The organism is Methylobacterium sp. CM6244 (assembly GCF_054817885.1).
This window is the reverse complement of sequence record NZ_CM139247.1, coordinates 4,938,712-4,950,234: the sequence shown is the minus strand read 5'-3', so window position 1 is coordinate 4,950,234 and position 11,523 is coordinate 4,938,712. Positions and strand designations below refer to the sequence as shown.

Annotated in this window: 11 protein-coding genes; 5 read left to right on the top strand and 6 right to left on the bottom strand. The window is 65.5% G+C overall.

Features of this window, described 5'->3' with window-relative positions; genetic code table 11:
- Positions 1–27: 27 nt before the first annotated feature.
- The gene (locus tag ACYQML_RS23380; protein ID WP_461222574.1) at positions 28–849 is read right to left on the bottom strand and encodes an alpha/beta fold hydrolase; all 822 of its coding nucleotides are present in this window, start codon (positions 847–849) and stop codon (positions 28–30) included.
- 148 nt (positions 850–997) lie between these two features.
- On the opposite strand from ACYQML_RS23380, the gene ACYQML_RS23375 reads away from it, so the two are divergent.
- A complete protein-coding gene (locus ACYQML_RS23375) occupies positions 998–1,618 on the top strand; it encodes a uracil-DNA glycosylase family protein (RefSeq protein WP_461234184.1) in 621 nt (206 codons plus the stop codon).
- A 67-nt stretch (positions 1,619–1,685) separates the two neighbouring features.
- Positions 1,686–2,384: an orotidine-5'-phosphate decarboxylase gene (gene pyrF / locus ACYQML_RS23370; protein WP_461222576.1), complete on the top strand. Its 699-nt coding sequence runs from the start codon at positions 1,686–1,688 to the stop codon at positions 2,382–2,384.
- 13 nt (positions 2,385–2,397) lie between these two features.
- Here the strand turns inward: pyrF and ACYQML_RS23365 are convergent, their stop codons facing one another.
- From ACYQML_RS23365 to ACYQML_RS23345, 5 genes are all read right to left on the bottom strand, one after another.
- Positions 2,398–3,066: a TetR/AcrR family transcriptional regulator gene (locus ACYQML_RS23365; RefSeq protein ID WP_419952346.1), complete on the bottom strand. Its 669-nt coding sequence runs from the start codon at positions 3,064–3,066 to the stop codon at positions 2,398–2,400.
- A gap of 451 nt (positions 3,067–3,517) precedes the next feature.
- A complete protein-coding gene (locus ACYQML_RS23360; protein WP_056428824.1) occupies positions 3,518–3,715 on the bottom strand; it encodes a hypothetical protein in 198 nt (65 codons plus the stop codon).
- A 153-nt stretch (positions 3,716–3,868) separates the two neighbouring features.
- Positions 3,869–5,662, bottom strand: coding sequence for an NADPH-dependent assimilatory sulfite reductase hemoprotein subunit (locus tag ACYQML_RS23355; protein WP_461222577.1), 1,794 nt, complete (start codon positions 5,660–5,662; stop codon positions 3,869–3,871).
- Between the two features lie 80 nt (positions 5,663–5,742).
- Positions 5,743–7,512 carry a diflavin oxidoreductase gene (locus tag ACYQML_RS23350; RefSeq protein WP_461234183.1) on the bottom strand — a complete coding sequence of 590 codons (1,770 nt, stop codon included), beginning with the start codon at positions 7,510–7,512 and terminating at the stop codon, positions 5,743–5,745.
- 107 nt (positions 7,513–7,619) lie between these two features.
- Positions 7,620–8,126, bottom strand: a complete 507-nt coding sequence (locus ACYQML_RS23345; protein ID WP_018042510.1) for an Lrp/AsnC family transcriptional regulator — start codon at positions 8,124–8,126, stop codon at positions 7,620–7,622.
- Between the two features lie 251 nt (positions 8,127–8,377).
- Between ACYQML_RS23345 and ACYQML_RS23340 the strand changes: the two genes are divergently transcribed.
- Genes ACYQML_RS23340 through cysN form a run of 3 tightly spaced genes read left to right on the top strand, consistent with a single transcriptional unit; the run spans position 8,378 to position 11,509 of the window.
- Positions 8,378–9,175, top strand: coding sequence for a phosphoadenylyl-sulfate reductase (locus tag ACYQML_RS23340; protein ID WP_461234182.1), 798 nt, complete (start codon positions 8,378–8,380; stop codon positions 9,173–9,175).
- Positions 9,172–10,107, top strand: a complete 936-nt coding sequence (gene cysD, locus ACYQML_RS23335; protein WP_056428839.1) for a sulfate adenylyltransferase subunit CysD — start codon at positions 9,172–9,174, stop codon at positions 10,105–10,107. The genes ACYQML_RS23340 and cysD overlap by 4 nt, the downstream gene beginning before the upstream one ends.
- A gap of 1 nt (position 10,108) precedes the next feature.
- Positions 10,109–11,509 (top strand): sulfate adenylyltransferase subunit CysN, encoded by a 1,401-nt coding sequence (gene cysN / locus ACYQML_RS23330; RefSeq protein ID WP_207412545.1) that lies wholly within the window; start codon positions 10,109–10,111, stop codon positions 11,507–11,509.
- Positions 11,510–11,523: the final 14 nt, after the last annotated feature.

Here is an 11,523-nt window from a genome sequence, read left to right as displayed (position 1 = left end):
AGCGCGCCTCCGCCAGTCGCGGCGGCGTCAGCGCCTCAGGAAGTCGATGAGGTCCGTCGTCAGACGCTCGTGATGGGTGAGCGGGATCGCGTGCGGAGCCCCCTCGTAGATTTCGAATTCCGCGCTCGGCACGGCTGAGGCCGCGACCTTTCCGGTGACGTCGATCGGCACCGTCTGGTCGGCATCGCCATGGATGATCAGGCAGGGCACCGTCACCTTCGTCATGTCGGGACGGAAATCGGTTTCGGAGAAGGCCTTCACGCAGGCGATGGTGGCCTTGGGCGAGGCCAGCATGGCGACCTGACCGGCCCAGGCGATCATCTCGGGCGATGCCGGCGAGGTGAACATGCCGGCACCGAAGAAGCCCTTGTTGAAATTGGCGAGGAAAGACGGCCGGTCCATCCTCAGCCCGTCGATGATCTCCTCGAACACGCTGGCATCCACGCCATCGGGATGGTCCGGGGTCTTCAGCATCATCGGCGTCACCGCCGAGATCAGGACCACCTGTGAGATCCGGGCGCTGCCGTGCCGCGACAGGTAGCGCACCACCTCTCCGCCCCCCATGGAAAATCCGACCAGGGTCACGTCGGTGAGGTCGAGTGCGTCCAGCACCGCTTTCAGGTCGTCGGCGAACGTATCGTAATCGTAGCCCTGCCACGGCTGCTCCGAGCGGCCAAACCCACGGCGGTCATACGCGATGGTCCGGAAGCCCGCCTCGGCCACGGGTACCATCTGATATTCCCACATATCCGCGTCGAGGGGCCAACCGTGAAGGAACACGACGGGCCGCCCGTGACCCCAATCCTTGTAGTAGAGGCTGGTGCCGTCCTGCGCGGTGATGAAGGCCATGGGGTACTCCCTGTGTTCCTCGGTAGGGCGTGCTCGCGGGGGAGGCCGGCGTCGTGGGCTCCTCCGACGATTCAAGCGCGGGGTGCGGCCTCTCGTTCCCACGTCCCGTACTCCCAGGATCCCCTGTTCACACTACCTGTCACGACGTATGACCTCGTTCGAATCGACCGCCGCGTCCCTCCGCGCCTGCCGCCTGTGCCGCGATGCGCCGCTCTATGGCGCGCCCCTGCCGCAGGAGCCCAAACCCATCGTCCAGGGCTCGAGTTCGGCGCGTCTCTGCATCGCCAGCCAGGCTCCGGGGAACCGGGCGCACAAGAGCGGTGTCCCGTTCATGGATCCGTCCGGCATCCGCCTGAGGTCATGGCTCGGCCTGTCCGAGCCGGATTTCTACGACGCCAGCCGGCTGGCCATCGTGCCCATGGGCGCGTGTTTCCCTGGCCTCGACGCGAAGGGGGGCGATAAGCCGCCGCGTCGTGAATGCGCCGAACGCTGGCGGGACACGCTGTTCGAGGGCCTGCCCGAGATGGAGCTCATCCTGATCATCGGCCAATACGCGCAAGCCTGGCATCTCGGCCGGGTCGAGGGTGGTCTCACCGCCATGGTGCGCAACTGGCGAACCATTCTCGATGAGCCGCGCCGGCCGCGCGTGCTTCCCTTGCCGCACCCGTCCTGGCGGAACAACGGCTGGCTCCGGACCAATCCGTGGTTCGAAGCCGAATTGCTGCCGGTGCTGAAGGAGGAGGTTTCCCGGGTGATGACGCGTGGGTGACAGGGCCGCCCGCGTTGACATGGAGCGCCGTGACGGCGATCCGTCACCCGATCCCCCGGAGCCTTCCATGTCCCACGCCGCCTTCGACCCGCGAGACCGCCTCATCGTCGCCCTCGACCTGCCGAGCGTGGCCGAGGCCGAGGCGCTGGTGGACCGCATCGGCGATGCCGCGACCTTCTACAAGATCGGGTACCGGCTGGCCTATTCCGGCGGCCTTCCCCTGGTGCAACGGCTTTCCAGAGCGGGCCTGAAGGTCTTCATCGACCTGAAGCTGCACGATATTGGGAATACCGTGGAAGACGGCGTCCGGGCCCTGTCCGACCTCGGCGCGACCTTCCTCACCGTCCATGCCTATCCGCAGACCATGCGCGCCGCCGTTCGGGGTGCCGGCCGGGGCGGGCCGACGATCCTCGCCGTCACCGTGCTCACCTCCTACGATCAGGCCGATGCGGACGAGGCGGGCTATGCCATGCCCATCGCGGATCTGGTGGCTCTGCGCGCGAGGCAAGCGGCCGAGGCCGGGATCGGCGGCATCGTCTGCAGTGCCGTCGAAGCAGCCTCCGTAAGGTCCGCCATCGGCCCGTCGCGGCTGATCGTGACGCCCGGCATCCGCCCGGCGGGTGACGATCTCGGCGACCAGAAGCGCGTGCTGACGCCGGCGGCCGCCATGGCGGTGGGGATCGATCACATCGTCGTCGGCCGGCCGATCACCCAGAGCGCCGATCCTCGCGCCGCGGCGCATGCGATCCTCGCCCAGATGGGCTGATGATCTCGGCGCGCTACAGCGGCTCGGCCGGTTCCCTGGCCTTGACCGGGGTGGCAGTGCCGGCCGGTTCGTGGAGCGCCCGCAACAGGAAGGCGATCATCGCATCAATGGGTGGCGCCGGCGCATTGGGGTACTGACTGACCAGAACAGGATGGCAATAGCGCGTGATCGCCACGTGCAGGCACGCAGCGGTGGTCGCTGGATCCTCGACTTGGAACTCGCCGCTGCGGACGCCGTCCGTCACCACCCGTTCCAATGCCGCGCCGATCCGGTCGATATGGTGCCGGCACACCCCCCAACTCTCCGTCATGGCGGCTTCCACCATCTCATGGATGCGCGGGTTGTCCTTGCAGCGTTCGATACAGTCGCGGTGAAGCTCCCGGATGATTTCCGCGACCCGCTGGTCCGCGCTGAGGCCGGGAGCCACGGCGATACCCGCGATCAGTGCCTCGACCTCACGGGTGACGCGTTCGACCACCGCCTCGTTGATGGCTTTCTTCGATTCGAAGAACCGATAGACATTGGCCGGGCTCATCCGGAGCGTCTTGGCGATGTCGGAGACGGTGGTCTTCTGGTAGCCGATCTCGCGAAAGAAACGCTCGGCCGTCGCCAGAATCCTGCATCGTGTCGTGGGGGCCGCGTCTTCCAGGCTCGCCTGCAACGGATCGACAGTGATTGTCATAAACGGACCCTAAATCTCCTGCCTCCAGCCGTCAAAAACACGGCGTTGAACAGTGGATCATCGCACGGAACAGATGAACGGTGCAGGAATGATCCCAGCGCTGAATCGAAGCGGCTCGTCCAAGAAACGGTGAGGTCGGCGGAAGGTCTCATCGGACCATCATGAACGATGGATTTGAGGTGGTGGCCGGCGCACGTCGAGACACCGCGTGGGATGTCCGGAGCCACTCGTGTCTTTACCGCCCAGGGATCGCTGACGGCGACGATCCACGATTGCGGGGCGGCCTACGCGCCGTCAGTGATACGACATTCCGGACAGGAGGCCGGGACCGTCGGCGTTCCCGCGAAGAAATGAGTCGACGAGGACTGCAATAACGGACGTCGGGCTCCCGATACACATTGGCCGTGGCCGAAGCGGATGCTCACAACGCCGACTGCAAGAGGGCGTGCGTTTACGAGCCGAACTGCGAACCGAGCTGTTCCAGATACTCGGCCAGGTCCACGCCGCCGACACGCTTGCCGTAATCGAACCGCATGCCCTGTCGGATATCGACGCTCGTCTGCTTCGTCGTCAGCGTGAAGGGCTTCACGCAGATCCAGGCGCCGTCGCGGCGATGTTCGAAGAAATTCAGGATCTCGTGCTTGGCCATCGCAGCCTCCGGTCGATTCTCCAGATCAACCGCTAAGCCGCGTCAGAGTTCAGGCGTCTCGAACTTATATTCGATCCCCACCTGAGCTTGGCCGTAAAGACAAACCCCCGTGCACTGCAACATCGCCGAAGCAATGCACGGAGGAAGGTCGGTTCATGCAATAGCCTTCAGGGCGCCGGTCTTCGTATGAAAATCCGGTCCGTTGAAGGTTTTCTCGACATAGCCGGCACGGATGAGGAAGTCGCCAAAGCGCTCGCCAGCCGTCTTGCCCTGCGCATAAGCTGCGAAGAGCGGATCGAGGATGGTCCTGATCTCGGAGCTGCTCACATCCTCGGCGTAGAGCTTGCCGAGGCGCGAACCATCGAAGGCGGCACCGAGATAGAGGTGGTAGCGCTCCGGGCCGCGACCGACGAAGCCGATCTCCGCGATGAACGGCCGGGCGCAGCCATTCGGGCAGCCGGTCATGCGGATCGTGATCTCGTCGTCCTGCAGCCCGTGCGAGGCGAGGCTCTCCTCCAGTTCCGTCATCAGGTCCGGCAGGTAGCGTTCGCTTTCGGCGAGCGCCAATCCGCAGGTCGGCAGGGCGACGCAGGCGATGGAATTGCGACGCAGGGCACTGGCGCCCTTCTGCATCCCGTATTCGTCCACCAGCGCCTCGATCTCCGCACGCTTCTCGGACGGCACGTTGGCGATGATGACATTCTGGTTGCCGGTGAGGCGGAAGTCGCCCTCGTGGATCTCCGCGATCCGGCGCAGGCCCGCCAGAAGCTTCGGCCCGTCGCCCAGATCGTCCTTGATGCGGCCGGACGGGACGTAGAGGGTCAGGTGGTGGCGGCCATCGTCACCCTCGGTCCAGCCGAAGCGGTCGCCGTTGCCCGTGAAGGTGAAGGGTTTCGGGTCGGAGAGGGGCTTGCCGAAGCGCTTCTCCACCTCGGCGCGGAAGGCCGCGAGGCCGTAGCGCTCGATCGTGTATTTCAGACGGGCGTTCTTGCGGTTCTTGCGGTTGCCCCAGTCGCGCTGGACCGTCATCACCGCCTCGGCGACCCGCACCGCCTCGTCCGGCTTGCAGAACAGCATCACATCGGCGGTGCGCGGGAACGTGTCCGGCTCGCCATGGGTCATGCCCATGCCGCCGCCGACCGTGACGTTCCAGCCGGTGACTTTGTTCTTCTTGTCGAGGATCGCGATGAAGCCGAGATCATGGGCGAAGACGTCGACTTCGTTCGACGGCGGCACCGCGATGACGATCTTGAACTTACGCGGCAGGTAGGTCTTGCCGTAGACGGGCTCGAATTCCGGTTCGCCGCCGATCACCTTCTCGCCATCGAGCCAGATCTCGCGCCAGGCATTGGTCTTCGGCAGGAGCGTGTCGGAGATCGCCTTGCCGAGATCGTATGCAGCCTTGTGGGCACCCGATTGGGCCGGATTCGTCGAGGCCATGACGTTGCGGTTCACGTCGCCGCACGCCGCGATGGTATCGAGCAGGGCCGCGTCGATGGCGGCCATGGTCCGCTTGAGGTTCGACTTGATGACGCCGTGATACTGGAAGGTCTGGCGGGTCGTCGCCCGCAACGTGCCGTTGGCGTAGGTGGTGGCGATGTTGTCGAGGACGAGCCATTGCTTGGGCGTGACGACGCCCCCGGCAATGCGCAGGCGGATCATGAAGCTGTAGGCCTTGTCGAGCTTCTTCTTGGTCCGCTCGGGGCGCAGGTCGCGATCGTCCTGCAGGTACATCCCGTGGAACTTCACGAGCTGGCCATCATCCTCGGAGATCGCCCCCGTGGCATGCTTGAGCAGGCCGTCCGCCAGGGTGCCGCGCAGGAAGCCGCTCGCGATCTTGATGTGCTCGTTATGCGCGAGGCCCGCCTCGCGGGCCGCGTCGGCCTCGTCGATCGGACGGGTCGTCGGCGGGGTCTCGTAGGTGCGGGGAGGAGTCAGGTCGTCCATGGCGATGATCCGGTCTTGTTCAATTCATATTTGGGCGCCGCATGCGCATCCCCATTTGAGCGGGGGAGGAACAACGCGCCTTAGTAGACGTCCTGCTGGTAGCGATGGGCCCGCTCCAGCGCCGCCACCGCGGCTTCGGCATCGGTGTCGCTCAGCGATTTGACCTCGGCATAGGCCTGGACGACGGCGTTGCGCACGTCCTTGGCCATGCGGTTCGCGTCGCCGCAGACATAGAAGCTGGCGCCGCCATCGAGCCATTCCACCACTTCCTTGGCGTGCTGGCGGATGCGGTCCTGCACGTAGATCTTCTCTGGCTGGTCGCGCGAGAAGGCGACGTCGATCTTCGTCAACGAGCGGTCTTCCAGGGCGTCCTGCCATTCGAGCTGGTAGAGGAAGTCGTGAGTGAAGTGGCGGTCACCGAAGAAGAGCCACGAGCGACCGGTGGCCTCGATGGCGCGGCGCTCCTGCACGAAGGCGCGGAACGGGGCGACGCCGGTGCCGGGGCCTACCATGATGATGTCGGTGGCCGGGTCCTGCGGCAGGCGGAAATGCCGGTTCGGCTTCAATTTCACCCGCAGCTTGGCGCCGTTCTTGATCCGGTCGGCCACATGGACCGAGGCGACGCCCGACCGGGAGCGGCCATGGCTGTCGTAACGAACGGCGACGATGGCGAGATGGACTTCGTCGCCCACTTCCTTGCGCGAGGAAGCGATGGAATAGGCCCGCGGCGGCAAGGGCCGCGTGATGGTGTTGAGATGCTCGGCCGAGAACGTCGCGGGAAAGGTCTCGATGAGATCGATGAGGTGGCGACCTTCGATCCAGGCTTTCACCTCACCGCTGTCGATGAGCTTCTGCGCTTCGGAATGGCCCGTCGCCTTCACGAATCGCTCCACCGTGGTGGCCGACAACGTGGTGATGTCGCGCTCCGCGAGGAGCGCCTTGCGCAGGCTCTCGTCCCCGGAGAGATTCGTCGCCTTGAGGATCTCCTCCACGAGGGCAGGATCGTTCTCCGGGTAGATCTCCAGCGAATCGCCGGGCTCGTAGGCGGGGGCACCGTCCGGGAATTCCAGCGCGAGGTGGATCGTCTCCTTGTCCGAAAGTGACGAGTTGAGGTTGATGTGATCCACCACCTCAACCACGACCGGTTCGCGGCTCGGCTCGGCATCGTTGTCCTCGACGGCGGCGCGGCCGGCGAAATCGACCGCCACGACGTTGTCGGCGCTCGGCGCAGGCGCCAGAGCCTTCAGGGTGTTCTTGATCCAATCGGCGGCGGGCTTGTCGAAATCGAGATCGAGATCGGCGCGGTCCACACTACGCTTTCCGCCCAGCGCCTCGAACCGCGCATCGAGCGCCTTCCCGATGGCGCAGAACTCCACATAGGAAGTGTCGCCGAGCGCCAGCACGCCGAAATTCACGCCGTCGAGGCGAGGGGCGCCGTCGCCCATCAATTCGTTATAGGCGCGGGTGGCGCGTGCCGGAGGCTCACCCTCGCCCCAGGTGGCGGCGATGGCGATCACGTTCTTCGCGCCGGGCAGCGTCGCGATGTCGAGGTCGGCGAAATCCACCACTTTCGGCTTGAAGCCGCTTTTCTTGGCCAGCTTGGCCACGGTGCCGGCCAGCGCTTCGCAATTGCCGGATTCGCTGGCGTAGATGATCGTCAACGGCTCGGATGCCTTCGGCGGCGCGGCGGGTGCCACGGCATTCTGGCCGCCGGCCGCATCCAACCCCGCGAGGAAGCCCGCGAGCCAGGCGCGCTGGATCGGCGTCGCTCCGCCGAGGACCGAGTCGAGGCTCGCGCGTTCGCTGTCGTTGAACGGGGCGGTTTGGGGAAGGATCGCTTGTCGTGCCATCGGTAAGCCATGTCGTCCTGAGAGGCCGGCTGTCAACGGGATGTCCGTTTTACAGAACGACGTCGGGGTAGAAGGAGCTGCCTATCCTTGCAGCGCAATAGAGAATTTTATTCTCCCGCCACGACCGAGAGGGTTGGCGTGAAACGACCGTTCGAGGGAGCGGCCGGCAGCGGAAGTGCCGTCGTCGACTTCACTTTTTCCATGGCGAAGCGCGACGTCACGTTCTTGAGCGGCAAGGTGGCGATGAGCTGCTTATAGAATGTGTCGTAAGCCTGCATATCAGCGACAACGACCCGCAACATGTAATCCACATCCCCCGCCATGCGGTAGAACTCCAGCACTTCGGGCATGGCTGCGACGGTCGAGGCGAAGCGCTCGAGCCAATCGCGGGAATGGTCCGACGTCTCGATGGACACGAAGACGGTGAGGCCGAGACCCAGCTTGACGGGATCGAGAACCGCGACCCTGCGGTCGATCACGCCATCGGCTTCGAGGCGCTGGATACGCTTCCAGCAGGGCGTCTGAGACAGGCCGACCTTCTCTCCGATCGTCGCGATCGACAGAGTGGCGTCGTTCTGCAGCAGTGCCAGGATCTTCAGATCGATCGCGTCCATATTGACCTCGCTAAGCAGTTCCGATCGGCGGCGCCGAGGTGCGCGGAGGCACGACGTCGACCGGCGAATTGAGAAGAATATTCCTTCGACAGGCAACCAATCCGGTCGCCGCGCCTTTGCAAACCATAGCGGCGTCCGCGTGGGAATGCCGCGCCGCGATGGCCGCTATGTCTTGACAGCGTTCGTTATAGCGAACATTTCAGGCGTCAGACAAGCAGGCATCTTTCAGGCAGTCGTATCGAGCACCGCAGATGAGCAATTCCCTGGAACGAACGGCGCGGGACCTCGCGTCCACGATGGCCGGCCTCGATCTGCGGGGCCGGATCCGCGCGATCGAAGCCGCGATCCCCGGCCGACTGGTCTTCACGACCAGCCTCGGCATCGAGGATCAGGCTCTGACCCACGCCCTCGCCATGGCCAAGGGGCGGACCGAGATCGTCACGCTCGATACCGGACGGCTCTTTCCCGAGACCTACGATGTATGGGCGGAGACCGAATCGGCCTACGGCATCCGCATCCAGGCCTATGCGCCGGAGCGGCTCGCCGAAGAGGCTTTCGTCCGCGACGAGGGAATCAACGGCTTCCGCCATTCGGTCGCCGCCCGGCAGGCCTGCTGCGGCTTCCGCAAGGTCGAGCCGCTGGGCCGGGCCCTCGACGGCGCCGCCGGTTGGCTGACGGGTCTGCGCGCTGGCCAATCCGCCAATCGCGCGGATACGCCCCTGGCGGAGGCGGACGAGGCGCGTGGTCTCATCAAGATCAATCCGCTGGCGGATTGGACCAGAGCCGATGTCGACCGCTTCGTGATCGACAATTACATCCCCTACAATGTCCTGCACGATCGCGGCTTCCCCTCGATCGGCTGCGCCCCGTGCACGCGCGCCATCAAGGTTGGCGAATCCGAACGCGCCGGCCGCTGGTGGTGGGAGCAGGAATCCAAGAAGGAATGCGGCCTGCACGTGCACCAGCCCGAGGCGAACGTTCAGCCGGGCCAGGAAGCCACCGCTTTCGAATCCATACCCCGCAACAGCAATCTGGAGATGGCCCGATGAGCGCCGCCACCGCCCTGGCCGCCACGCTGCCCGAGCGTCTGACTCACCTGCAGCGTCTCGAAGCCGAGAGCATTCACATCATGCGGGAGACGGTCGCCGAGACCGAGAACCCGGTGATGCTCTATTCGATCGGCAAGGATTCGTCGGTGCTCCTGCATCTGGCGCTGAAGGCCTTCGCACCGGGACGCCTGCCGTTCCCGCTGATGCACATCGATACGACCTGGAAATTCAAGGAGATGATCGCGTTCCGCGATCAGCGCGCCAAGGAGCTCGGGCTCGATCTCATCGTCCACACAAACCAGGACGGCCTGGCCCGGGGCATCGGTCCGATCAGCCATGGTTCGGAAGTCCATACCGACGTGATGAAGACGCAGGGCCTGCGTCAGGCGCTGGACAAGCACAAGTTCGACGCGGCCTTCGGCGGCGCGCGCCGCGACGAGGAGGCGTCCCGCGCCAAGGAACGCATCTTCTCCCTGCGGACGGCCCAGCATCGTTGGGACCCGAAGCGCCAGCGCGCCGAGCCCTGGCACCTCTACAATCTCAAGAAGAAGCGCGGCGAATCCCTGCGCGTCTTCCCGATCTCGAACTGGACCGAGCTCGATGTCTGGCTCTATATCGAGCAGGAGCAGATCCCGATCGTGCCGCTCTACTTCGCCAAGCCCCGCCCCGTGGTGGAGCGCGACGGCCAGTTGATCCTGGTCGACGACGACCGCCTGCCCCTGAACCCCGGCGAGACCCCGCAGAACCTGTCCGTGCGTTTCCGGACGCTGGGCGACTACCCGCTCACCGGCGCCGTGGAGAGCGATGCCGCGACCCTGCCCGAGATCATCGGCGAGACCCTGGCCGCCCGGACCTCCGAGCGTCAGGGTCGCGTGATCGACAAGGACGGATCGGGCGCCATGGAGCGCAAGAAGCAGGAGGGGTATTTCTAAGATGACGATCCATCAGTCACCCGAAGCCTTCGGCTACGACAGCTTCCTCGCCGCTCACCAGAGCAAGGAAGTGCTGCGCTTCATCACCTGCGGCTCCGTCGACGACGGCAAGTCGACCCTGATCGGCCGCCTCCTGCATGACACCAAGCAGATCTTCGACGATCAGGTGACGGCGCTGCAGCGCGATTCGCGCAAGCACGGCACCCAGGGCGCCGAGATCGACCTCGCCCTCCTCGTGGACGGTCTCCAGGCCGAGCGCGAGCAGGGCATCACCATCGATGTCGCCTATCGTTTCTTCTCCACCGACAAGCGCTCGTTCATCGTCGCCGACACGCCCGGCCACGAGCAGTACACCCGCAACATGGCGACCGGTGCCTCCACGGCCGATGTCGCCGTGATCCTGGTGGACGCTCGGCAGGGTCTCACCCGCCAGACAAGGCGGCACGCGCTGCTGGTCTCGCTGCTCGGGATCAAGCGCGTCGCCCTCGCTGTGAACAAGATGGACCTGGTCGGCTGGTCGCAGGGCAAGTTCGAGGAGATCACGGCGGCGTTCGACGCGTTCGCCGCGCCCCTCGGCTTCACCGAGATCCGGCCCATCCCGCTTTCCGCCAAGAACGGCGACAACGTCGTCCTGCCCGGCGCCGCCGTGCCCTGGTACACGGGAACGCCGCTCCTCCAGTACCTCGAAGAGGTGCCGGTTCGGGTCGAGGAGCAGGCCGCTCCGTTCCGTCTTCCGGTCCAGTGGGTGAACCGTCCGAACTCCGACTTCCGCGGCTTCTCGGGCCTGATCGCCAGCGGCCGCGTCGCCCCTGGCGACGCGATCATCGTCGAGCCTTCGGGCCGGACCTCCACCATCGCCCGCATCTACACCGCCGATGGCGACCTGCCGCATGCCGTGGAAGGTCAGTCCGTCACCCTCGTCCTCGCCGACGAGATCGACGCTTCACGCGGTTCGGTGATCGTCACGGCCGATGCGCCGATGCGGGTGAGCGACCGTTTCGACGCCCGTCTCTTCTGGGCGGCCGAGACCGAACTCCTGCCCGGCGCCACCCTGCTCGCGAAGATCGGCACCGTGACGGTGAACGCCACCGTCACGACCATCCATACGCGGATCGATCCCGAGAGCGGCAATCCCGTTCCGGCCGCCCGCCTCGTGGCCAACGACATCGCGGACGTGACCCTGAGCCTGGACCGCGCCGTGGCCATCGATGCCTACGCGGCGAACCGCGATACCGGCGGGTTCATCCTCATCGACCGTGAGACCACCGATACGGCGGCCCTCGGCCTGATCCATGCGGACAAGGCCTCCGCAGCGGAGAAGGACGAGCCGGAGGCGACCCGCGCTGCGAAATCCGGCGGAGGGTTCCTGTCGAAGCTCCGTTGGGTCTTCGGAGGCATCTGACCTCAGGGCACATC